General features: G+C 65.3%; 25 protein-coding genes and 1 tRNA gene. 11 read left to right on the forward strand and 15 right to left on the reverse strand.

The window, feature by feature from the left end; all coding sequences use genetic code 11:
- The first annotated feature begins 16 nt into the window (after positions 1 to 16).
- Together Q9293_RS11045 and Q9293_RS11050 are read left to right on the forward strand one after the other, a co-directional pair.
- Entirely contained in the window at positions 17 to 280 is a 264-nt protein-coding gene (locus Q9293_RS11045) for a hypothetical protein (RefSeq protein WP_306246411.1), read from the forward strand.
- Positions 281 to 388: 108 nt separating this feature from the next.
- Positions 389 to 1,288: a DMT family transporter gene (locus tag Q9293_RS11050; RefSeq protein ID WP_306246413.1), complete on the forward strand. Its 900-nt coding sequence runs from the start codon at positions 389 to 391 to the stop codon at positions 1,286 to 1,288.
- Here the strand turns inward: Q9293_RS11050 and Q9293_RS11055 are convergent.
- The 4 genes from Q9293_RS11055 to Q9293_RS11070 form a co-directional block, all read right to left on the reverse strand.
- Positions 1,285 to 2,136, reverse strand: a complete 852-nt coding sequence (locus Q9293_RS11055; RefSeq protein WP_306246415.1) for a DUF1003 domain-containing protein — start codon at positions 2,134 to 2,136, stop codon at positions 1,285 to 1,287. The two genes, Q9293_RS11050 and Q9293_RS11055, sit on opposite strands and share 4 nt — an antisense overlap.
- Positions 2,137 to 2,239: 103 nt before the next feature.
- Positions 2,240 to 3,928, reverse strand: a complete 1,689-nt coding sequence (locus Q9293_RS11060; RefSeq protein WP_306246417.1) for a response regulator — start codon at positions 3,926 to 3,928, stop codon at positions 2,240 to 2,242.
- A gap of 52 nt (positions 3,929 to 3,980) precedes the next feature.
- Positions 3,981 to 4,289: an STAS domain-containing protein gene (locus tag Q9293_RS11065; protein WP_306246420.1), complete on the reverse strand. Its 309-nt coding sequence runs from the start codon at positions 4,287 to 4,289 to the stop codon at positions 3,981 to 3,983.
- A 9-nt stretch (positions 4,290 to 4,298) separates the two neighbouring features.
- Positions 4,299 to 5,366, reverse strand: coding sequence for a methyl-accepting chemotaxis protein (locus Q9293_RS11070; protein ID WP_306246422.1), 1,068 nt, complete (start codon positions 5,364 to 5,366; stop codon positions 4,299 to 4,301).
- A 182-nt stretch (positions 5,367 to 5,548) separates the two neighbouring features.
- On the opposite strand from Q9293_RS11070, the gene Q9293_RS11075 reads away from it, so the two are divergent.
- Positions 5,549 to 6,526, forward strand: coding sequence for a carbon-nitrogen hydrolase family protein (locus Q9293_RS11075; RefSeq protein ID WP_306246424.1), 978 nt, complete (start codon positions 5,549 to 5,551; stop codon positions 6,524 to 6,526).
- A 289-nt stretch (positions 6,527 to 6,815) separates the two neighbouring features.
- Here Q9293_RS11075 and Q9293_RS11080 read toward each other — a convergent pair whose 3' ends face one another.
- The 3 genes from Q9293_RS11080 to rbfA are packed head-to-tail and all read right to left on the reverse strand — an operon-like array spanning position 6,816 to position 8,569.
- A complete protein-coding gene (locus tag Q9293_RS11080; RefSeq protein ID WP_306246426.1) occupies positions 6,816 to 7,235 on the reverse strand; it encodes a nuclear transport factor 2 family protein in 420 nt (139 codons plus the stop codon).
- Between the two features lie 21 nt (positions 7,236 to 7,256).
- Positions 7,257 to 8,153, reverse strand: a complete 897-nt coding sequence (truB, locus tag Q9293_RS11085) for a tRNA pseudouridine(55) synthase TruB (RefSeq protein ID WP_306246428.1) — start codon at positions 8,151 to 8,153, stop codon at positions 7,257 to 7,259.
- On the reverse strand, positions 8,153 to 8,569 hold the full coding sequence (gene rbfA, locus Q9293_RS11090) for a 30S ribosome-binding factor RbfA (RefSeq protein ID WP_306246430.1): 417 nt from the start codon (positions 8,567 to 8,569) through the stop codon (positions 8,153 to 8,155). The genes truB and rbfA overlap by 1 nt, the downstream gene beginning before the upstream one ends.
- Before the next feature lie 72 nt (positions 8,570 to 8,641).
- Between rbfA and Q9293_RS11095 the strand changes: the two genes are divergently transcribed.
- The gene (locus tag Q9293_RS11095) at positions 8,642 to 9,400 is read left to right on the forward strand and encodes a class I SAM-dependent methyltransferase (protein ID WP_306246432.1); all 759 of its coding nucleotides are present in this window, start codon (positions 8,642 to 8,644) and stop codon (positions 9,398 to 9,400) included.
- A 77-nt stretch (positions 9,401 to 9,477) separates the two neighbouring features.
- Complete coding sequence (gene pgk / locus Q9293_RS11100) at positions 9,478 to 10,674, forward strand: phosphoglycerate kinase (RefSeq protein WP_306246435.1); 1,197 nt, start codon at positions 9,478 to 9,480, stop codon at positions 10,672 to 10,674.
- A 44-nt stretch (positions 10,675 to 10,718) separates the two neighbouring features.
- Here the strand turns inward: pgk and Q9293_RS11105 are convergent, their stop codons facing one another.
- Positions 10,719 to 11,126: a DUF3224 domain-containing protein gene (locus tag Q9293_RS11105; protein ID WP_306246437.1), complete on the reverse strand. Its 408-nt coding sequence runs from the start codon at positions 11,124 to 11,126 to the stop codon at positions 10,719 to 10,721.
- A 266-nt stretch (positions 11,127 to 11,392) separates the two neighbouring features.
- On the opposite strand from Q9293_RS11105, the gene Q9293_RS11110 reads away from it, so the two are divergent.
- Together Q9293_RS11110 and tpiA are read left to right on the forward strand one after the other, a co-directional pair.
- Complete coding sequence (locus tag Q9293_RS11110; RefSeq protein WP_306246440.1) at positions 11,393 to 12,151, forward strand: helix-turn-helix domain-containing protein; 759 nt, start codon at positions 11,393 to 11,395, stop codon at positions 12,149 to 12,151.
- Between the two features lie 74 nt (positions 12,152 to 12,225).
- Positions 12,226 to 12,960, forward strand: coding sequence for a triose-phosphate isomerase (gene tpiA / locus Q9293_RS11115; protein WP_306246441.1), 735 nt, complete (start codon positions 12,226 to 12,228; stop codon positions 12,958 to 12,960).
- A gap of 95 nt (positions 12,961 to 13,055) precedes the next feature.
- On the opposite strand, the gene Q9293_RS11120 is transcribed toward tpiA, so the two are convergent.
- Positions 13,056 to 13,799 carry a zinc ribbon domain-containing protein gene (locus Q9293_RS11120; protein ID WP_306246443.1) on the reverse strand — a complete coding sequence of 248 codons (744 nt, stop codon included), beginning with the start codon at positions 13,797 to 13,799 and terminating at the stop codon, positions 13,056 to 13,058.
- On the reverse strand, positions 13,799 to 14,644 hold the full coding sequence (locus Q9293_RS11125) for a hypothetical protein (RefSeq protein ID WP_306246445.1): 846 nt from the start codon (positions 14,642 to 14,644) through the stop codon (positions 13,799 to 13,801). The genes Q9293_RS11120 and Q9293_RS11125 overlap by 1 nt, the downstream gene beginning before the upstream one ends.
- 91 nt (positions 14,645 to 14,735) lie before the next feature.
- Here Q9293_RS11125 and aroF point away from each other — a divergent pair, with 91 nt between their 5' ends.
- The 4 genes from aroF to Q9293_RS11145 all read left to right on the forward strand — a co-directional run bounded on the left by aroF (position 14,736) and on the right by Q9293_RS11145 (position 17,588).
- Positions 14,736 to 15,767 (forward strand): 3-deoxy-7-phosphoheptulonate synthase, encoded by a 1,032-nt coding sequence (gene aroF, locus Q9293_RS11130; RefSeq protein ID WP_306246447.1) that lies wholly within the window; start codon positions 14,736 to 14,738, stop codon positions 15,765 to 15,767.
- 38 nt (positions 15,768 to 15,805) lie between these two features.
- Complete coding sequence (secG, locus tag Q9293_RS11135) at positions 15,806 to 16,150, forward strand: preprotein translocase subunit SecG (RefSeq protein ID WP_306246449.1); 345 nt, start codon at positions 15,806 to 15,808, stop codon at positions 16,148 to 16,150.
- Between the two features lie 61 nt (positions 16,151 to 16,211).
- Positions 16,212 to 16,297 (forward strand) — tRNA-Leu (locus tag Q9293_RS11140).
- A gap of 190 nt (positions 16,298 to 16,487) precedes the next feature.
- Complete coding sequence (locus Q9293_RS11145) at positions 16,488 to 17,588, forward strand: A/G-specific adenine glycosylase (RefSeq protein ID WP_306246451.1); 1,101 nt, start codon at positions 16,488 to 16,490, stop codon at positions 17,586 to 17,588.
- A 261-nt stretch (positions 17,589 to 17,849) separates the two neighbouring features.
- On the opposite strand, the gene Q9293_RS11150 is transcribed toward Q9293_RS11145, so the two are convergent.
- The 5 genes from Q9293_RS11150 to Q9293_RS11170 form a co-directional block, all read right to left on the reverse strand.
- Positions 17,850 to 18,578, reverse strand: coding sequence for a tol-pal system YbgF family protein (locus tag Q9293_RS11150; RefSeq protein ID WP_306246453.1), 729 nt, complete (start codon positions 18,576 to 18,578; stop codon positions 17,850 to 17,852).
- 78 nt (positions 18,579 to 18,656) lie between these two features.
- On the reverse strand, positions 18,657 to 19,379 hold the full coding sequence (gene pal, locus Q9293_RS11155; RefSeq protein WP_306246455.1) for a peptidoglycan-associated lipoprotein Pal: 723 nt from the start codon (positions 19,377 to 19,379) through the stop codon (positions 18,657 to 18,659).
- A gap of 64 nt (positions 19,380 to 19,443) precedes the next feature.
- Complete coding sequence (locus Q9293_RS11160) at positions 19,444 to 20,736, reverse strand: hypothetical protein (RefSeq protein WP_306246457.1); 1,293 nt, start codon at positions 20,734 to 20,736, stop codon at positions 19,444 to 19,446.
- Positions 20,737 to 20,769: 33 nt separating this feature from the next.
- Positions 20,770 to 21,165, reverse strand: a complete 396-nt coding sequence (locus Q9293_RS11165; protein ID WP_306246459.1) for an NUDIX domain-containing protein — start codon at positions 21,163 to 21,165, stop codon at positions 20,770 to 20,772.
- Complete coding sequence (locus tag Q9293_RS11170; protein WP_306246461.1) at positions 21,162 to 21,995, reverse strand: ribonuclease HII; 834 nt, start codon at positions 21,993 to 21,995, stop codon at positions 21,162 to 21,164. Before Q9293_RS11170 ends, Q9293_RS11165 begins: the two co-directional genes overlap by 4 nt.
- Positions 21,996 to 22,019: the final 24 nt, after the last annotated feature.

Raw genomic sequence — 22,019 nt, forward strand, 5'->3', positions numbered from 1 at the left:
CTTCTCGAGGAGCCCCATGATGGACACCACCATCCAGACCACCCTCAATGCCGAGGAATGGAAGATCATCATGGCCCTCCGGGAGATCCCGGACAGCCCGCTGCGCAAGAAGGTCTCCGGCCTGCTGGGCGAACTGGCCCGCTTCATCCAGCAGCCCCGCTGCCTGGGCATGCAGGGTGATGGCTTCCCCTGCGGCACACCCCACACCAGCTGCGAAGAATGCCAGCACATGCTCAAGGTGCTGGATGATCTGGCGGCGCGCCTTCCCCAGGAATCCTGAACCTCCGAACCCGCCCTTCGTGGCGGGTTCTCCGTTAGGCTTTTGGTGGCCGTTCCTCGAATCGACGAGGAACGGCCACCAAACGTTTCCCCTCTTTCCGACGGTGTGATGAGATCTCTGAAAGCCATGGCCCAGACTGACGGCCTGCTGCTCCTGGTGGCCATCATCTGGGGCTTCGCCTTCGTGGCGCAGCGCAACGGCATGGAGGCCATCGGCCCCTTCGCCTTTGGCGCCGCGCGGTTCGCGCTGGGCGCGCTGTCGCTGATTCCGCTGTTGATCCTCCAACGCAAGCGCGAGGCCCGCAAAGGCGTGCCTTCCCCGCGGCTCAGCTTTCGACAGCGAAGCCTCTGGGCCCTGGGGGCCGGCACCGTGCTGTTTGTGGCGGCCTCCCTTCAGCAGGTGGGCCTGGTTCACACCACCGCCGGCAATGCGGGCTTCATCACCTGCCTCTACGTGGTGCTCGTGCCGCTGGCTGGGCGCTTCCTGGGGCGTCCGGCGGGCTTCCATATCTGGCTTGGCGCGGGACTGGCCTTGGGCGGGCTCTACATCCTCAGCATCGGCACGGGCTTGAAACTGGCTCCTGGCGATTCGCTGGAACTGCTGGGCGCCTTCTTCTGGACCCTGCACATCCTGATCATTGCCCACGTGGGAGCGCGCATCGACACCCTGGAACTGTCCATTGGGCAATTCGCCACCTGCGCAACGCTGAGCTTCTTCGCGGCCCTGGCGCGGGAGCCCCATGCCTTCCGGGGCCTGCCTGCAGCTGGCCTTCCAATCCTCTACGGGGGCCTGCTGTCTGTGGGCGTGGCCTACACCCTGCAGATCGTGGCCCAGCGCAGGGCCCACCCGGCCCACGCCTCCATCATCCTTTCCATGGAAGCCCTCTTCGCGGCGGTGGGTGGCGTGCTCCTGCTGCACGAACCCCTGTCCCTGCGCCTGATCCTCGGTGGCGGGCTGATGCTGGCTGGCATGGCGGCTTCTCAGCTGGCGCCCAAGAAGGCGGCCTAGGGGCGCTTCTCCGCTGAGGTGCGCAGCAGCGCCTCCATGCGGTCCAGCCGTTGCCGGAAATCATCGGAGAGTTCCTCCACCTTTTCGTGCAGGTGGGCGATTTCCAGCTCGGCCTTCACGTTGATTTCGTATTCCACATCATCGCGGATGTGGTCTTTGGCCGCCTGCCGGTTCTGGGCCAGCAGCACGAGGATCGACAGGATGATGGCCTCCAGTGACACCACCATGGTGAGGAATCCGAAGGGATAGGGATCGAACGAGGCCCGGCCGCTCACGTTGAGGTAGATCCACACCGCGAACCAGCCCGCATTGATGAGCAGGAAAGTCATGCTGCCCGAAAAGGCGGCGATCCAGTCGGTGAGTCGCTCCAGCAGTGAGCGTTGGTCGTCGATCTCATCCTGCACGTTGCGGGCCACGCGGGTGCGCAGCAGCAGATCGGCTTTGCGGGTCATGGCGCCCATGGCCCCCAGCAGGTGCAGGGCTGCTTCGGGTTTCCGGGTGACCAGCAGCAGCAGGTCCGCACGGTCCAATTCCAGCAGGTCCGTGGGGATGATGGCCGTGGCCGTGGCCGTACGGGTGCCCTCATCCAGCATGGCCAGTTCGCCGAAGACATCGCCGCGGTGGCGTCCCGTGAGCACGATCTTCTGCCCGGCCCGGTCCACGACTGAGATTTCGATTTCGCCGGAAACCACGATGTACATGGCCTCGCCGGGATCCCCCGCCTTGAAGAGGGTCTCGCCGGGTTGGAGGCGCCGCAGATCCACTGCCTGGGCCAGGAGGTCCAGTTCCTCGGGCCTCAGGGCTGCGAACAGGGGAAGGTCAGCCAACAGGGCGGCATCGGCGGCCATGGGTGTCTCCAAAAGGGGATGGAGCCAACCTATCGCACTCGGGGCCTCTCTGCCGATCCAAAAGACGCGGGGTTCAGTCTATTCGGCTCGAGGAATGGCGCAGTCACCCATCGAGGGCATGGAGGCTGAAGCAGACTTCATTGCCCGCCTCGTTGAAGGTGAGATCCTGGCCCAGGGCCTTGAGCAGCAGCAGCCCCCGGCCTGAAAGCTTGTCCGGGGTGTCCGCCATGTCGGCAAGGTACTGGCGCCAATCGAAACCCCGGCCTGGATCCGCCATGCGTGCCAGCAGGTGGGAGCAGACCCCATCGGGCCGGATGTGCAGGCTAACCTGGAGCTCAAGCGCCTCATGGCCACAAGCCTTCAGGCGGGACCTGCGCTCCAGGTCGTAGCGCTCGAAATCCACTTCCTTGAGAGCGGAATCCAGTTGAAGCACGCCGTGATCCACGGCATTGATGATGGTTTCCGACAGCAGCAAGGCCAGGTTCTGGGCCATGCTCCTGGAAACGCCATGGCGCCCCAGGAAGCCCACCAGCGTCGAGCCCATCTCCTGGTAGGCCGGTACGTTGGGGTGGAAGCGCAAGCACAGATCCAAGGTCCGTCCCTCAAGAACCTCAGGGGTCGTTCTCTGCTCGGATGCAGCGGGAACAGCCCAATCGGGTTCAAAGGGCCAAAGGCACCAGCTCACGTCGTCGGCAAGATCGAGGTTCCCGATCCTCTGTTCCACCAGGGCGCGCAGGCGGCCGGTGAACCCTTCGAGCCCGCCGGACCGGAAGGTATCCAGGATCTGCGCTTCGTCCACGATGTCGGTGAGGCCATCGCTGCAGGCAAAGAAGCAGTCGCCAGGGGCCATCCGGACCCGCCCCACCGCGGGTGCGCCAAGATCCTTCTGGATGCCCAGAGGGATGCCCGTGGAAGGGAATTTCACCACAGCGCCATCGCCACGGAGCACAAAGGCATCGGGCATGGCCGCGTTGATCACGAAGAACTCTCTCGTATGCCAGTCCATGCGGAAGAGAACGGCGCACGAGAACCGCCCCAGGGGAAGCAGGTGGATCAGCTTCTCGTTGATTTCCTCAAGGATGCTCAGAAGCGGGAAATTCCTGGCCGCCAGCGCGTTGAACACATCCAAGGTCGGAATGCCGGAGATGCCCGCCATCAGCCCGTGTCCCATGGGATCGCAGACCATGCCGAAATGGATGCCGGGCGCACCCGCCCGGTAGGTGCAGATATCTCCATTGATGCGGCGGGTGGCCAGGGTCTCCATCACAAAGCCCCGCGGCAGTGATGCTTTCCCTGGCTCCAGCAGCCGGTTCAACACATGCTTGACCACGGCGATTTCATCACGTTCTTCGGCCTCACGCGCGGCCTGGCTCGCATGGGCCGCCACCAGCTCCGCCGTGGCCCGGATGCGGATGCGCAGTTCCGGGATGGTGAAGGGTTTGATGAGGAAATCCTCGGCCCCGGCTTCCAGGCAATCCTTCAGCACCTCCACCTCGCCATGCCCCGTGAAAACCACCACGGGGACGGTGGTCCGCGTCTGGCCCTCGGCCGACAAGGCGCGGATTCTCTGCGTAAACTCGGCGCCGCTCATTCCCGGCATCGAGTAGTCGGTCAAGACCAGATCAGGAGCCTGGGCCTGGAAGAACGCCAACCCTTCTTTGCCGTCCCGGGCCAGGATCACCTCGAACCCATCCATTTCCAGGGCCGCCCGGACAAGCCTGCGCGTGATGGGATCGTCATCCACCACGAGGATCTTCAGGCCATGCGCAGCATTGAGAGGGGCAGCCGTCATGAATCGCCTTTCGGCGGCGGGAGGCGGGTTCGGCGCCTCGCCAGGCCAGAGGTCAGGAAAGAATGGGCACCAGCTTGCTGAAGTTCACGATCTTGAGCACTTCATCCACCTGGGCCGAGGGCCGGACAATGGCCAGTTCCTTTTGAGCCGCCTGCGCCCTCTGCCTGAAGTAGAGGATCATCCCCAACACGCTGGAATCCAGAAAGGTCACGCCGGACATATCAAGCTGGATGCGTGTGGTGGAAGGGTGATCGAGCGCGGCGAGGGTGGCGGCCCGGAATTCGGGGTAGACACCATAGGCCAACCGTCCGTCGAGGAAAACGGTGGCGCAGCCTGCATCCACCACAGTCTTGTAATCCATGATCCCCCCTCAGAACAATTCGACGTCGCCTGAATCCATGGATGCGGCTTGCACGGAGTTGTGGGCATTCACCCCAAAAGCCTCGAACTCCACCGCGGCCTGGGTGAGGAGATCCACCAGTGGCAGCTCGCCCCGGTCCACTTCGTTGGCGAGGGCTTGAAGCTTCGCTGCAAGCACCGCCAGCTGCCCCGACCCCACCCCCACGCGCTGCAGGATCTGGCGCACCATGTCCTCAAATTGCAGGGCCTGGATGGAGCGCCCCACTTGGGCCGTCACCGCCTTGCCAATGTCTTCCATGCGGGCCACCAGGGCCTGGGCTCGGATCTCACTCTGGCTGATGGCGGTCACCATGGTTTCAGCCAACTGCTTGGACCGGATGATCTCGTTGAAATCATTGGAAGCGATGAGACTGGCCTGGGCCGAGGCGCGGCTCAGGACCTCCTCGGTTTCCCGCACCTGTGCGGAGATCTGATCGCTGATCCGCCCGCTGCGGTCAGCCAGCTTCTGCACCTCGCCGGCCACCACCGAAAACCCCGCGCCGTACTTCCGGGCGTGGGCCGCTTCAATGCTGGCGTTGAGCGCCAGCATGTGGGTGCGGGTGGCCACTTCTGCCAGTTCGCCCAGCGACCCGCTCATGGAGGCGGAACGCCCCCGGATGCCTTCCATTTCATCCACCAGCTGGAAACTGGATTTGCCGATCTCCATCATCGCCTGCACGAAAAGATCCAGCGTGCCCCGAATGGTCGTGGCGAAAGCCTCCACGGATTGGGTTTCCGTCTGGCCTTCCAGGCTCACCTCCAGCACGCGGTGAAGCTCCATGGCCAGCTCGTACTGATCGCGGGCGAGGACATCCAGCTCTTGAAGGGCTTCCCCAAAGCCCCGGACGGCCTCTCCCATCAACCCTTCGGCTTGCTGGAGTTTGAGACCCTGCTCCCGAACAGCCTCCTCAAGCACCCCTGCCTGAATTCTCAGAAAGGCCGCAAGGGGCCCGTTCAGCGTCTCTGGCGGATTGCCCTGGGATGGCGGCGGGAAGTCCACGGCCTCTGCCCCTGCCACCTTGCTCCGGAAAAATCCCACGCCAAACTCCAAATCCTTGCGGTTGATGGTTTCCCGGGTAGCCCCGGACAGGGCTCGCGGGCCAGGACGGTTCCTCTTCATCGGAGGTTTCCATCCTCGGCATGAAGATGGAGAAGGCTTAAAACCCCGGTTTCGCCATCAGGTCCGTCACCATGCGCAAAATGGTGAATGCCGGAGTGCCCATGACCAAGTCTGCCCCCCTGCGCGTCGCAATCGTTCAACAGCCCCCGGTCTTCCTCAACCTGGAGGCCAGCCTGGCACGGGCCGAGACCCTCGTGGCGGAAGCAGCCCGGGCCGACGCCAAACTCGTCGCCTTTCCCGAAACCTGGCTGCCCGGCTACCCCGTGTGGCTGGATGAGGCACCCGATGCCGCCCGCTGGGACCATCCCGGCGCCAAGGCGCTGTACCAGCTGCTGGCGGAGCAATCCCTGCAGATCCCCGGTCCCCATGTCGACCGGCTGCGAGCCCTGGCCGCCCGGTATCGGGTGGACCTCGTCATGGGCGCCCACGAGCGCCGGGGCGGCACCCTCTACAACGTGATGCTCTTCCTGTCCGCCGACGGGGAGCGCCACGCGCTGCACCGCAAGCTCACGCCCACCTACACGGAGCGTCTCATCTGGGGCCAGGGCGATGGCAGCACCCTGGCCACCCTCGACACGGACCATGGCACCCTGGGCGGGCTCATCTGCTGGGAGCACTGGATGCCCCTGGCCCGCGCCGCCATGCACGCCAAGCACGAGGTGGTGCACGTGGCCCAGTGGCCCGCCGTGGGCGAGTTGCACCAGCTGGCAAGCCGTACCTACGCCTTCGAGGGCCAGTGCTTCGTGCTGGCGGCGGGCTGCGTCCTCAGCAAGGCGGATGTGCTCGATGGCCTGGCCAGTCTCAGCCAGACGTCAGGCCCCGCCTTCGAGATGCTGGCCAGCATGCCCGGGGATGCCGGGCACCTCTACAAGAACGGCGGCAGTGCCATCATCGCCCCGGATGCCAGGTACCTGGTGCCCCCCAGCCATGAAGCCGCCATCCTCCATGCGGATCTGGATCCCAGCCTCGTGACGCAGGGGCACCTGGTGCTGGACACCGCCGGACACTACGCCCGCCCCGATGTGTTCCAACTTAGTGTGGATACCCGATCCAAGGAGGGCGTGACTTACACCGCATAGAGGAAGTCACGGATTCACATAGACGGACACTGATCAGACTTGCTCTTGCCCCTTGTTCATCCGTGGCCGAAAAATAAAGGAATTTTGAAAGCGGAGGTGAGCGGAAGGGCTGAGGAAAGCTGAGAAAACCACATGCAGTTCTCAGCTCTCCTCCGCCCCTCGGCCACCCTCCGCTTATTCCATTCCTTTTCTACCGGTGGGTCCGAAGGAAACGCATGAGCCGCGGGTTCACGCGGATGGAACCAGACCGATATTCATCCGTTTTTCATCCGCGTGAGCATTTGGATCATCATTCCCCGTGAGTGGAACCGCCGAACCGCGGCACGGTGCGGATGTAGCTCCGCTTGGCGACGACCAGGCCCTCGCGCAACTGGATGTGGTCGATGCCATGCCGCACTTCACGCACCTCGGGCCGATCCCCCGGCGGCACGGGCCAATCCAGGGACCACTCGAAGCTGAAGGCCTGACGAACCTGATCCACGCAAAGCGCCTTCAGGTCGAAGCGGAAGTCCCCGTGCGCCTCGAACCAGGGCCCCCACGCCTTGACCAAGGCCGCCTTGCCCCGTACCACGCGGCCATTCCAGTGCTCGAACACCACCTCCTCGGCCATGCTCTGCAGCACGCCCTCCAGATCATGGCGGTTCCAGGCCTCCAGCCAGGCACGCAGGAAGGTTTCGATGCCGCTGGCGTCAAGCTCCTTGCCGGCCATGGGGTCACCTCCAACGGCGCGCTACAGCCCGCCGCGCAAATTGGCGAAGGTGCGCCATCCATCCTCGACGGGCTTCAGCAGGGCCACCAGGCGCCCTTCATGCAGGGCCCGCAGCGGCGCACCCGGATCAGGGAAACCCTCCGGCAGCGTCCAAGTGGGAGGATGGGATTCGCCTGCACCGATGGCCCGGCCGTGGCCCAGATGATCCGCCTCGTCGTCGGTGAGTTCCCGGAAGGGGCACCATGGCAGCAGGTCGGTGCCCTTGATCAGCCATTCCGCGCCTGCTCCGGGGTCGGTCCAGGGGCCGATGGCCGTGCGGCGCAGGGCCGAAAGGTGGGCTCCGCAGCCCAGGGCGCGGCCCAGGTCCCGGGCCAGGCTGCGCACGTAGAAGCCACCCCGGCAGGTGATCTCCAGGCGGCTGGTGCGCGGCAGATCGTGGCTGAGCCAGCGGGCCGACAGCAGGAAGACGCGGCTGGGCTTCATGAGCACGATCTCGCCGCGGTGGGCCTTCTTGTAGGCGGCCTCTCCATCAATCTTCTTGGCGCTGGTGGCTGGGGGCACCTGGTCGGTCCAGCCCAAGAAGGGCGCCAGCGAGGCATCGAGGGCCTCGGGGCTCAGCTCAGGCAGCACGGGTTCTCCCAGAGGCAGCCCCTGATGGTCGCAAGTGTCGGTCTCCTGGCCCCAGGCCACTTCGGCCACATAGGCTTTTGGCAGCGGATGCATGAGCTCCATGAGCCGCGTGGCCTGGCCCGCCAGCACCAGCAGCAGGCCATCGGCAAAGGGATCCAGGGTGCCGCCGTGCCCCAGGGCCAGCTTCTTCTGCCCGGCCTCGAAGGCCCGGCGCTTGAAGCCCCGGATCACGTCAAAGCTGCTCTGCCCCACGGTCTTGTGGACGAGGTGGATGCCGGATTCGATCATCAGGCTTCCGGTTTTCCCGAGGTGGCTTCGGTTTCTGCTTCAGGTTCCACCGGCCGGGCGGCCCGCTCCTTCTCGATTTCCGAAAGGAGTGTCTCCATGTGGTTGCCCTCTTCCAGAGTGCCGTCAGGGAAGAAGCGCAGCTCGGGCACCCGCTTCATCTTGAGGCGCGAAGCCAGCTGGCTGCGGAGGAAGCCCGCCGCGCGGCCCAGGGCCTTGCGGGTGAGGCCATCCTGGGCTTCCTGGTCGCCGCCATTGGCGGGCAGCACGGTGAAATAGACCCGGGCCACGCTGCGATCCGGCGAAAGGCGCACCGCGGTGAGGGTGAGGAAACCCAGTTCCGGGTCGCGCAGCTCCCGCTGCACCAGCGTCGACAGAAGGAAATGGATTTGGTCTTCAAGGCGTTCAGGGCGTTGCATGAGGTTCCTTTGCAACATCCATTCTACCCGACCCGTCCCCCTTCCCCTTAGGTGGAGCGCCAGGCCGCATCCTTGGATACCCTGGGGTATTCGAAGGGCAGTGACTTGGCCGAGTGGTTTGAAGGGTGGTTTGACGAGGACTATGCGCAGCTCTACGCCCACCGGGACGCTGAGGAGGCGCGGGTGGCCGTGGGCCGCGCGCTGCGGGTGGCCCCGGAGCTGAGCGAAGGCCCCGTGCTGGATCTCGCCTGCGGGGCGGGTCGCCACCTGGAGATCCTGCGCCGGGCCAACCCCCTGGCCTTCGGCATGGACCTGTCCCGGGTCCTGCTGGGCATGGCGCCCAGCGGCCTCCGGCCCTGGCTGCTGAGGGGCGACATGCGGCATCTGCCCGTGAAGCCCGGCTCCCTCCGCGGCATCTGCCTCTGGTTCACCCCCTTCGGCTATTTCTCAGATGAGGAAAACCGGGCCCTCATGTTGAACCTGGGCGCCACCTTGGGGGCTGGCGGGGTGCTGATCATGGATTATTTCAACGCCGACCTGCTGACGCGGACCCTGATTCCCGAAAACACGATTGAGCGCGGCGGCATCCGTGCCCAGAGTCGGCGCACGCTGGAAGGCAACCGTCTGGTGAAGCGCATGGTGCTCACCCGCCTGGACACGGGCGAAGTCCGCGATGTCCAGGAGAGCGTGCGTCTTTACGCTCCCGATGAGCTGCAGGAAATGGCTGTCCGCGCGGGCCTGCGCCTGCGCCGCGTCCTGGGCACCTATGCGGGCGAGGCGTTCACGGAAGACAGTCCACGCTGGATCGGCATTTTCGAAAAGGCCTGGTGAGGTTTCCCGCCTGCCATCCATAGCCGACCCGCCGATCTTCCGTCAGAATGGAACCAACCTTGAACTCAGGAGCAGCCATGGGCTTCCAATCGGTGCGTGATCTCAATGTGAAGGGCCACCGGGTCTTCCTTCGGGCGGATCTGAACGTGCCCTTGAAGGAAGGGAAGATCACCGATGCCACCCGCATCAAAGAGACCCTGCCCACCCTAAAGTGCCTGCTGGATGGCGGCGCCTCCGTGGTGATGGCCTCCCACCTGGGGCGCCCCGAGGGCAAGGGCTTCGAGGCTGCCTACAGCGCCGCCCCCGTGGCCGCCTGGTTGAAGGAGCAGGGCTTCGACTGCACCCTGGCCGCCTACGTGAACGGCCCCGAGGTGGAGGCCCAGGCCGCGGCTTTGAAGCCCGGCCAGGTGCTGCTGCTGGAAAACCTGCGCTTCGAGAAGGGCGAGACCAAGAACAAGGAGGACTTCGCGGCGGACCTGGCCAAGCTGGCCGACACCTACGTGAACGACGCCTTCGGTTCGGCCCACCGCGCCCACGCCTCCGTGAGCGGCATGGTGTCCCACTTCCCCAAGGACCGCGTGGCCGCGGGCTTCCTCATGGAGAAGGAACTGAAGGCTCTGGGCAAGGTCACCGACAACCCCGACAAGCCGTTGGTGGTGATCTTCGGCGGCGCCAAGGTGAGCGACAAGATCGAGCTCATCCAGAACTTCCTCGGCAAGGCCGACGCCATCCTCATCGGCGGGGCCATGAGCTACACCTTCCTCAAGGCCCAGGGCTTCCAGATCGGCAAGAGCCTCTGCGAGGACGACAAGCTGGAGATGTCCCTGGATCTGCTGAAGCAGGCCCAGGCCAAGGGCACCCGCCTGCTGCTGCCCCTCGATCACGTCGCCGCCAGCGAGTTCAAGGAGGATGCGGACTGCGCCATCACCACGGATCAGAACATCCCCGCGGATCGCATGGCCCTGGACATCGGCCCTGAAACCGTCGCCGCCTACGCCGCGGAGATCCGGGCCGCCAACACGCTGCTATGGAACGGCCCCATGGGCGTCTTCGAGATGGCGCCCTTCGCCAGCGGCACCCTCACCATGGCCGAGGAACTGGCCGAAGCCGCCGGACGCGGCGCCTTCGTGCTGGTGGGGGGCGGCGACAGCGTGGCCGCCGTGAACAAGGCCGGCGTGGCCGCCCGCATGAGCCATGTGTCCACCGGCGGTGGCGCCAGCCTGGAATTCCTCAGCGGCCTCGAGCTTCCGGGTGTGGCCGCGCTGCAGCGCTAAGCCGCATCAACCCATCATCCCAATACGCACTGCTCGAACCGCCATCAAGGCGCCTCGGGCAGTGCGTATTCCAGCACATAGCTGTGCTGTCCGTCCTTGATGGTGATGGTCAGCTGTCCGCTGAGGCCCTTCAGCCCCTCGGTGCCGGAATCCGGGATCACGGCGACTCGCCACTCTCCGGGCACCCCCTTGGACATCACAGCGCTGTGCTGAAGCAGGAAGGATCCGCTGCGACCCTGCAACGTTCCGCGCACCTGCTCGATGGCCGTGTAGCCGCCGGAACCCTTCACCTCGGTCATGGCCGCGATCATTTCGCCCTGGCTCGTGCCCTCGAGATCGCCCTGGAACCGCTTGTCGATGGACATGCGCTGGGGGCTCCATACCCCACTGCGAACGCCTTCTGTGAGAGGAACCACTTTCACGTCAAAGGTGCCTTTAGCCAGGTGATTCACCTGGACCTCCTTTCGTTGGGGGATGGGGATGTGGGCCGAGAGAGCCGACACCATGAGGGGGGAGAGCGGCCACAGACAGGCAGCCCGGAGAAGGGTTCTGGCCGGCATGAAAACTCCGTCGAATGGATTTCCCCTCAAGAATGAGACCGAGGATCGAGGCAGTATTGTAGAAACGCGACAGCTGGAGAATGGGCCGGAATCAGGGAGGATCCAGGGTGGTAAAGCCTGTGGCATGGCAGCCGAGAGGGGTGGTGGGCGCCGAATCCGTGCGACACCAATCCCCCGTGGAGCGGTTCCTGCCCGAAGGCCCGCTTGCGGCCGTGGTGGAGCGGTTCTGGACCATCTCCTGGGATCTCCGAGGAAAGCCCACCCGAACCGGGGAGACCCTGCCCCACCCGTCGGTCTACCTGGTGGTCGAAGCTGGGCGATCCGGTCTCGCAGGCGTCAACACAGGCCGTTTCCAACGCCTGTTAGAAGGCAAAGGGCGCGTCTATGGCGTCAAGTTTCATCCCGGCTGCTTCCGCCCCTTCTGGCCCGGTCCCGTGCGAACCATCACAGACCGAATCCTCCCCCTGGAAAGCGCCTTCGGCCCAGAGGGCGCCGAACTCGAGGGGGCGGTCCTCCGCTGTGGGGATGATGTCGGCGCAGCGGTGGCACTTCTGGAGGCTTTCCTCCTGAAGCGCCTCCCCCCGCCCGATCCCAGGGCCCAACTGGCGCGGCAGGTGGTGGCCCGGATTCTCGAGGACCGGAACCTGATCCAGGCAGAAGCGGTGGCTCGGGAAGTTGGCATGAGCCTTCGCTCCCTGCAACGGCTCTTTCTGGATTATGTCGGCGTGAACCCCAAGTGGGTGATCGAGCGGTACCGGTTGCACGAGGCCATGGAGCGGCTGGAGAAGGATCCCTCGCTGGACCTGCCGGGATTGGCCCTCGCTTTGGGCTACTACGACCAGGCCCATTTCATCCGGGCCTTCAAGCGTCTCTTGGGGAGAACGCCCGGCGGGTATGCCAAGGCCTCCGAAGGCTGATAGCCTCAAGGTTTCCGCCCACGGACCGCGGCCCTGCCAACGGCTGGCGCTGGTGCGGCCCATCAGGAGATTCTATGCGTTGTGTCGTCGCCAACTGGAAGATGAACCTGGCCTCTGAAGAGGCCCGCTCCTTCTGCGAGGATCTGCTCGCGCACTTCACACCGAGTGCAGGGACGGAGGTGGGCATTGCGCCCCCGTTCACCCTGCTGCACCTGGTGAGCGGTCTCATGCGCCCCAAGGGCATCATGGTGTTCGGCCAGAACGGCCATGCGGAAGCCAAGGGCGCCTTCACGGGCGAAGTCTCCATGCCCCAGCTGCGGGATGCGGGCTGTTCCGGCGTCATCCTGGGCCACAGCGAACGCCGCCAGTTCTTCGGCGAAACCGATGCGGCCCTGGCCAAGAAGATCAAGGCCGCCTGGCAGTGGGACCTGCTGCCCCTGCTTTGCATCGGCGAAACCCTCGACCAGCGCGATGCGGGCCAGACCCTGCAGGTGCTTGGACAGCAGCTGTCCATCCTGGCCGAGACCGGCCCCGGCCCCCTGTGGGTGGCCTACGAGCCCGTGTGGGCCATCGGCACCGGCCGCCGTGCTGAAGCCGAACAGGTGCGCGAGGCCCACGCCTTCATCCGCGCCGAACTGAACCGCCACTTCGCGGGATCCGAGTACCAGGTGCCCATCCTCTACGGCGGCAGCGTCACCCCCGAAAGCTTCCCCGAGCTGCTGGGCATTCCCGAAGTGGCCGGCGGCCTCGTGGGCGGCGCCAGCCTGGATCCCAAGAAATTCGCGCAGCTGGTGAAGCAGGCGAGCTGACCTCAGCGATTTCCTTGGCCACAGATGAACACGGATGAACTCAGATCAGGTTCGCCCCTGACCCGTGTTCATCCGTGTTCATCTGTGGCGAAAACTCACGTCCGATCCAGGAACAGCTCCGCCACTTCCGCGGCCAGTCCCAGCAGGCCCACGGTGCTGAGCCAGTGGCCCTGCGCGTTCATCTGCTGACGGAATTCGTAGGAGGAGGAGGGGTGCAGGGGCACCTGCACCGCCGCCTGGCGCTTGGCCTCCTTCAGTTCTTCGAGCTCCAGTTCCCGGGCCCGGTCCAGGCCGCCGTCGGCGACAAAGGCCAGCACGCGCCGCAGCTCATCCTTGTCGAACCACACGCCATGGGCCTTGCAGACATCCAGCACCACGCCGGAGCGCCGGGCATAGTTCACGCGGTTCATGCGCTGGGCGCAGGCGGGACAGGGGCGATACTGCACGGCCTCCAGGTGGGTCACCGGCGGGGCCGCGGGCGCTGGCAGCGCGCCCAGCACCGCGCCCTGGCGCTCCCGGCTGGCGCCCAGCTGCTCGAAGATGGTCCGGTCCAGCCAGAGACCGCCGCAGGCCAGGCATTCCTGCAGATCCAGTTCCCCCACCTTGGCCGAAGCCAGAGGCTTGGCGCAGGCAGGACAGGCCGCGCCGGCCGGAACCGCACTGGCCCGAGGCGCCACTGCGGCGCCACAGCCAGGGCAATGGGTGGCCGAGAGTGGCACCAAGGCGAAGCAGGAAGGGCAGGCCACGGTGGCCAGCTGAGCTTGGCAGTAGGGACACTGGATGGCATCCGGGGGGACCGAAGCGCCGCAGCCGGAACAGCGGAGGACCTGGGCTTCCATCAGTCGTTTTTCGGCTGGACCGGGGTGCCTGGCGCGGGCGGCGGGGGCGGGTCCACCGGGGGCGGCGGAGGCGTCATGCTCGGCGCGGGGGTGGGCGGTTCCGCTGGCCTGGCCGGGGGTTCCGCGTCGCGCGGAGGGGCTGGCGCAGACGAAGCATCGCCATAGAAGCGCTGTTCCGTGAACCGCGTCCACTGGAAGTAGGCAGACAGCTTCTGCACCACCACCCGGGCGAAGCCCTTGGCCTCTTCTTCCCGGATGCGCCCATCATCGTCACGGTAGCCCCGAGGCAAAGGATCCATGGCCTCCACCACCTCGATGGGCTCGATGGATTCCACCCAGAGCGGCTCGGGATTGCCCTGCTGCCGCAGGCTCACTTCAGCCCGCACCACCTGGGGCCGGTAGCCCAGCCGGTCGCGGACCCGCTCCTGATGCATGGCCGCGTGGCTGCCTGCCCAGAGACCCCAGAAGAGGCCATCCACGGCACCCCAACCCCGGTTGCCGGAGATGGCGCTGAGGGTTCCCACCGCAATGCCCGTGGCCACCCCGACGGCGGCGGGGGAGGCTTCGCCCGCCGCCGGGGCGATCTCACGAATGACCACCTGAAGTTCAGCCGCGCCCACGGGAGGAGTCACCCCTTCGGGCACCACCACCACGCGGGTGGCCAGTCGGGCCCGCAGCGCCGAGCCGTATTCCTTCTGGTAGCCGTCACGATCCTGAAGCTGGGCGGGCATGGTCACGGACACGCGCACCGGCGCGGGCCGCTGCCGGAAAGCCTCCACATCAGGCCGGGTGCAGCCAAAAGCCAGAAGGATGGGGATGACAAGCAACCAGGAAGCGCGCCTCATGGGAGACCTCCGGGGCCTAGTGTGCGACCGGGGGCAGGGGGTGTCCAGGACCCCCGCCGTGCTCCCGGTAGAATGATGACCCGAGGCCCACATGCTGATTCTCATGGAACCCCACGCCACGCCGGACCAGGTGCAGGAAGTCCTGGCCCTGATGGAGGCCTCGGGCATCCGCTGCCAGGTGAACGAGACGCCGGAATCCCTCAGCATCGTGGCCCCCAACGCTTCCAAAGCCCTCAAGCCCGACCGCATCGAGCCCATGGCCGGGGTGAGGCGCGTGGTGCCCATCACCAGCCCCTACAAGCTGGCCAGCGCCGATGCGGTGGCGGATCGCACCGTGGTGCACGTGCGGGGCGTGAAGATCGGCGGACCGGACCTGGCCCTGGTGGGGGGCCCCTGCGGCGTGGAAAGCCGGGAACAGCTCTTCACCGTGGCCCGCTACGTGGCCGAGGCCGGTGTGAAGCTGCTGCGGGCCGGCGCCTACAAGCCGCGCACCAGCCCTTACGCGTTCCAGGGCCTCGGCCTCGAAGGCCTGCGCCTCCTGGAAGAGGCCCGGGCCGAGTTCGACCTGGGCATCGTCACCGAGGCCACCGAGGTGGAAACCTTTGACGCTGTGGAGCGCAGCGCGGACATGGTGCAGATCGGCGCGCGCAACATGCAGAACTTCGCCCTGCTGCGCCGGGCCGGGCGCTGCGGCAAGCCGGTGCTGCTCAAACGCGGCCCCTCGGCCACGCTCGAAGAGTGGCTCTACGCCGCCGAGTACGTGTTGGGCGAAGGCAACCGCAACCTGGTGCTGTGCGAGCGCGGCATCCGTACCTGGTCCGATCATGCCCGCAACACCCTGGATGTGAGTGTGGTCCCCGCCGCCAAGGCCCTCACCCATCTGCCGGTGATGGTGGATCCCAGCCACGCCACAGGGCGCCGGGATCTGGTGATCCCCTGCGGCCTCGCGGGCGTGGCGGCCGGGGCGGACGGCCTGCTGGTGGAGACCCACTGCCACCCGGAGAAGGCTCTCAGCGATGGCCCCCAGGCCCTGCTGCCGTCGGACTTCATCCGCCTGGTGGCCCAGGCCGGGGCCGTGCATCGGGCCCTGCAGGCCCCCAGCCTCACTGGGCTCTGGATGTAAAGCTCCGCCCATGGCAGACTAAGTGGTTCGGAGTTTCCATGAACGGCCTTGCCATCACGTTCCTCATTCTTTTCGGCGTCCTCCTCATCGGGACGGTCCTTCTGCAGCCCGGCACCAAGGGCGGCCTGGGGGCTTCCTTCGGTGGCGGCGGTGCCAACTCCGCCTTCGGCGCGCAGGGTGCCACGCCCTTTCTGTCCAAGGCCACCTACTGGCTGGCCGGTGGCTTCCTTGCCACCACGCTGATGATCGAAGTGCTGATCATCCGCCAGAACCGTTCCGTGCTGGAAAAGACCTCCGACAAGCCCGTGGCCGCGGCCCCCGCACCTGTGGTCCCCACGCCTGCCCCGGCCACCGTTCCCGTCCCCGCTCCCGCGAAGAAGTAGTCACCGCGAAACGAGTCATTGACCGGCTCCGCGCTTTGCGAGACACTTGGTATTCCACGTTGCCCGCGTGGTGAAATTGGTAGACACGCCATCTTGAGGGGGTGGTGGCCACAAGCCGTAGCAGTTCGAGTCTGCTCGCGGGCACCAAACGAAAGAGCGCCGGAAACGGCGCTCTTTTTTGTCTTCATTTGTGAAAACAGCAGGAACGCAGAGATCACAGAGAACCGCCACGAGCGATTCCATCCATTTTGCGGCTCTTTTCCTCTGTGGCTTCTGTGTGAGCTCCGTGCCCTCTGTGTTCTGCTTGTTCTGCTGCGAGAACTGATAGCGTCAAAGCATGTCCTGGCCTCTCGCATCTGACCTTCTGGCTCCACTGGCACCCTGGTTTGATCGGGTGCGCCGCGACCTGCCCTGGCGCGCGGCAGATCTGGATGTGCCCCATCCAGATCCCTATGCGGTGCTGGTGTCGGAGCTGATGCTCCAGCAGACGCAGGTGGCCACGGTGGTGCCCTATTTCCACCGCTGGCTGGAACGCTTTCCCACGGCCCGTTCCCTCGCCGAGGCGGAGGAAGACGCGGTGCACAAGGCCTGGGAGGGACTCGGGTACTATCGTCGGGCCCGTTTCCTGAAAGCCGCTGCGGGTACCATCGCGGCCGAGGGTTGGCCCACGGACCTGGAGGGCCTGACCGGACTGCCCGGACTTGGTCCCTACACCGCCGCGGCGGTGGGCGCCATCGCCTTCCAATGGGCGACCCCCGCCCTGGATGGCAATGCCTTCCGCGTGCTGGCCCGTCTGCTGCTCCTGGAGGGAGATCCCAAGGAACGGGCGGCGGAGCTGCGCACCTGGCTCAGCCCAGCCATGGCAGTCCTCGGCCCCTCTCGCCTCACCCAGGCCCTCATGGAACTGGGCGCCACGGCCTGCCTGCCCAATCCAACCTGTGCGCAGTGCCCGCTGAGCCCATCTTGCGAGACACGCCTCGCCGGACGCACCGCCGAGATTCCTCCTGTGGCCAAGCGGGCCAAACCAAAGGCAGCGACGCTCTGGTTGCTGGCCATCGAGGCCCAGGGCCACTACCTGCTGCAGGCACCGTCGGCCAAGGGACTGCTGGCGGGTCTCTGGCGCTGGCCCACGGTAGAGGCTGCCGAGGCGGCACCGCGACCCCCATCGCCCAGTGATTCACCCATCCTCGCCTGGCCCGGTTGGACCCAGGTCTACACCCACCGGCGGGAGGCGGTCAGCCCCCTGCACCTAAGGCTGGGAGAGCGCTTTCCCGCAGCCGAAGGCCTGCAATGGGTTACTGGCCCCGATCTTCCTGCCCTGCCCCTGGGCAAACGCGATCAGCGGTTGCGGGACCTGCTGGAGACCCCAGGCCAAGTGCCATTGGAGATCCCCGATGTGGAGTTGATCCTGAGGCCATTCCGCACCACCAACACCTGAGTGATCGACTGAACCGGCGGATCAACCTCGAAGGGTATGATGGCGGCGATGATGACATTTTATTAACTACACTTAAAACAAAAACTTAAATGCAAATCATCAATCAGATTGCCTGCCCATGCCTCTTCCTTGAGCGCCCAGGTACAGGCTCACCGCCAGGACACCCAAACGCCAAGAATGGCGAAAAAGTCGCCTTCTGGTTTTCTTCGCGCCTTCGAGTCTCGGTGGTGAACCTTATCTTAATAAATTCAGATCCGGCCCTCAGAGCCCCAGATCGCTCAGTTCCTGCTGGGCGGTGCGGGCCTCGGCGCTGCCTGAGAAGCCGTCCACCAGCTCCCGGAAGGCCTTCACAGCCGCAGGCTTCAGGCCCAGCTTGAGCAGGCACTGGGCCCGCTTCAACTTGGCGGGTAGGAACTGGGGCGAGGCCGCGTGCTCCTTGATGATCCGATCAAAGGCCAACTGGGCCTTGTCGAAGGCGCGCAGGTTGTAGTGACAGAGACCCAGGAAGAACAGGGCGTCCGGCCGCTTGGGACTCTGCGGATAGGTCGTGAGGAAGTGATCCAGGCCTTCGGAAGCCAGTGGGTAGTTGCCGCGGTTGTAGTCCAGCACCGCAGCATTGAAGGCTCGCTCATCTTCCGCAGCGGCTGCGGCAACGGCCGGCTGCGCATCGATGGATGGCCGGGTTCCGGCCTTGGGAAGGCTGGTGAGGCGGTTGTTCATGACGCGGGTGGTCTCCTGCACCTGCCTCAAGCTCTCCTGCAGATCGGCCTGGAAGCGGCGGTCCTGGCCCCGGGCTTCCGCGGCGGCCTGCTGATCGGCCTGGGCCTTCTTGTTGCCCTCTTCCACCACCTGGCGGAGCTTGAAGACCTCCACCTTGAGGTCACCCACTTCCTGCTCAACCCGGCGCAGCTGGTCTTCGGAACCGCAGCCCACGGTCAACACAGCGGCCAGGGTGGTGAGGGCGGGAAGCATCATCGTGCGGGCGCTCATGCAGACTCCACAGCAGTGCTTCTTATCCTAAACGAAAAGCGGGGGCCTTCGCCCCCGCTTCGCGTGATTCCGTGCAGACTACTTGAGCTTGAATTCGCCGCGGCGGTTCTGGCTCCAGCAGGCTTCCTTCGCTTCCGTGCAGACGGGCTTTTCCTTGCCATAGCTGATGGTGGTGAAGCGGGCTTCGTCCACACCCAGAGTCTTCAGGTAAGCCAGGGCAGCGGCGGCGCGCTTGTTGCCGAGGGCGAGGTTGTACTCGTTGGTGCCGCGCTCATCGCAGTGACCTTCGATCTCAACCTTGGCGGCGGGGAAAGCCTTCATGAAGTCGGCGATGCCCTGCAGGATGGCGCGATCCTTTTCCTTGATCTCGGACTTGTCGTAGTCGAAGTGGATGGTGAGCAGGGCCTTGGCAGCGGCAGCCTTGAAGGCAGCGGCCTTCTCGGCCTCGGCGGCCTTGCGGGCAGCTTCCTCAGCGGCGGCGCGATCAGCGGCGGCCTTCGCGTCGGCAGCGGCCTTCGCATCGGCAGCAGCCTTCTCGGCGGCGGCCTTGTCAGCGGCTTCCTTGTCGGCCTTGGCCTTGTCCCAGCCATCGAACCAGCCCTGGGCCTTGTGCGGGTTGTCCTTGTCGTTCACATAGGGATTCGTTTCGCGACCCTTGCCGTCCTTGAACGCCTGGACGCCCTCATTGAAGGCGGCCTGCGTCTCCTGCTTGATCTGCTCAGCCGTCTTGGGGGGCTTGCAGGCCAGGCTGCCAAGGGTGAGCACAATGGCCGCAGGGACGAGGTAGGTTCCGTATCGCATGGGATGATTCCTCCTGGATGTACCTGAGTATAGATGGACGGCGCTCAGGGAATCGCCATTAATTTCAACGTCCGCGGATCCAGCGCGGACTCTGGCAGCCCGGAAGCTCCGTCAAACGGCGGATCTGGCGGCCTGAAAGATCGGTGGTGAACAGCTGCAGCGGGCCGAACCGGTTGCTCGTAAACACAAGCAGACGCTCATCCGGAGACCAGGCCGGGGACTCCGAGGTACTCACCCCGGTGGTGATCTGGTAGGCCTTTCCCTCTCCCAGCTTGTAGACAAAAAGATCAAACTTCCCTTCAAATCGGGAGACATAGGCGATCATGGCGCCGTTGGGACTCCAGGCGGGGCTCCCGTTGTAAAGTCCTTCTCCGGTCAGTCGGCGGAGGTTGGAGCCATCATCCTGCATGAGGAAAACCTGGGGCCCCCCCTCCCGGTCTGAGGTGAAAGCAATCTGACTTCCATTCGGATTCCAGCATGGTTCGGTGTTGATGCCAATGCCATCCGTCAAGCGGCGAACCCGGTTATTGACCATGTCCATGACCATAATATCTGTGTTTCCCCGACGGTCACCCTGAACAAAGGCGAGACGATTACCATCGGGCGACCAGACGGGGGACGAAAGCATGCTGCCTGAAGCACCGCTCGGGTAGAGCTTCTCGTGGGGACCGTCTTTACGACGCTGGCCCCAAATTTCTGGTGCACCACCTTTGTAGGTCAAGTACGCCAGGCGTCCATCTCCGGCTACAGAAGGAGCAAGGGTCAAGCTGCCGTGATGTGTGAGTTGCACCAGGCCCATGCCATCTCGGTCCACCTGGAAGATTTCTTTCACATTTCGTGAAACTTCGCGCACGAATACGATTCGGCTGGAGGCCACTCCCTTTTCACCCGTGAGACGGCCCACCAGATCATCGGCCAGATAGTGCGCGAGGTAGCGCAGAGGCACGATCTTGTTGGCATTGTAGGTGCGCGTGAACACGCCCTTTTCCGCGGCGGTGTCGAGAGCCGAGGCCTCCAACTGCAGATCGCCGTTAGGGGCCTTGGTCAGCTTTGCGCTCAGCAGCCACTGGGCACCCGCTTCCTTCCAGGCCTTGGCCGGTGCCCCATCGGCGGGCAGCCGCTCGGCGAGCACGGCGATGACGCCCGTTTCATCCAGATCCTTCTTGAGCACAGCGGTGAAATCCGAGGCCACGGTGGCACCATCCAGACCCGTGGTTTTGGGCGACGTCATGGCCAGCACAAGCTTGGCGCTGCTGGTGGCGCTCAGCACCACCTCGGTCTGCTGGGCCTGAAGCCCTGTAACCAACCCCGACGCCGCCAGGGCGAACAGGAAGGTCCGAATGAGGAATCGCGGCATGGCATCTCCGGGCCTGGGGGGACTTCCAGGGTATCAGATGAGTGGTTCCAGGCCGTGTCCGGGTTCCCCGTCCCATTTCTTGAGCCAATCAAGCAATGCGACATTCAATGGCGGAATGGGCAAGCGGGCAATCTCAGTGGCGCGGAACCACCCCCAGGCCAGCTCCGTTCCAGGCAGGCCCTCTGCCTCCACGACGTAGGCATGCATGCGCACAGAGCCTTCGAGCGTGGGCCCCGCTTCGAGGCTTGTGAGTTCCGTTCCGGTTTCCTCACGCCACTCGCGACGAAGGGCCTGTTCCGGGGTTTCACCGGTCTCCACCTTGCCGCCTGGGAATTCCCACAGACCTGGGAGCACCGGATTACCGGGGTCGCGGCGCTGCAGGAACCAGCGGCCATCGCTGCACAGCAGCGCCACCGCGACGTCCTTCATGCGTCCTCACCGGCCAGGCCGCCCTCCGCAGCCAGCTGGGCCAGACGATCCGCATAGCGGCGGCGGAGGGTCTCCACCCAAACCGGCTTGAGGCGCCCGTAGGCAGGCCGGAGCTCCGCTTCCACCCAGGCTCTCAGGGCTTCCATGGAGACGCAGGCATCGAGGCTGTGGCGCAGCGAATCCCGCAGGCCTTCGTCCACTTGTTGAAGCGCGGCCACTGGGGCGTAGCTGATGCGATGCACCGGGCTCACACCCAGCGCTGCAATCTGGGTGCGGTGCAGCGCAGTGCCATAGCCCTTGTGCTGGGCGAACCCGTAGCCCGGGTGGCGTTCCTCCAGCTCGATCATCCTCGCATCGCGGTGCGCCTTGGCCAGGATGCTGGCCGCGCCGATGGCGCAGCTGAGGGCATCGCCATCCACCACCAGGCGCTCGGGCAGCCCGGTTTTCGGCCCCCGGTTGCCATCCACGAAGAGGATCCGCGGGCGAAGGGACAGATTCGCCACGGACTGTCGCATGGCCATCAGCGTCGCCTCCAGGATGTTCTCCCGGTCGATGGTCATGGCATCCAGCTCCGCGATGCCGTAGGCGGGCAGGATGGCCTTCAGCTCCTGGGCCAGCACTTCCCGCCGCTCGGGTTTCAACTGCTTGCTGTCCCGCACGCCCCTCAGCACATGGCCCCATTTCTTCACGGTCTCAGCGTCCAGCACCGCGCAGGCCGCCACCACGGGACCGGCCCAGGCCCCGCGGCCGGCTTCATCCACGCCGCCCCAGGCCACGCCGGGCGGCACATTGCCGAGGTCCCAATCGAGGGGATTGATCACGACTGCCATCGTCCCCCCTTCAACATTTCAGGG

Origin of the sequence: Geothrix sp. PMB-07, assembly GCF_030758935.1 — a bacterium.
In the GTDB taxonomy this organism is placed as follows: domain Bacteria; phylum Acidobacteriota; class Holophagae; order Holophagales; family Holophagaceae; genus Geothrix.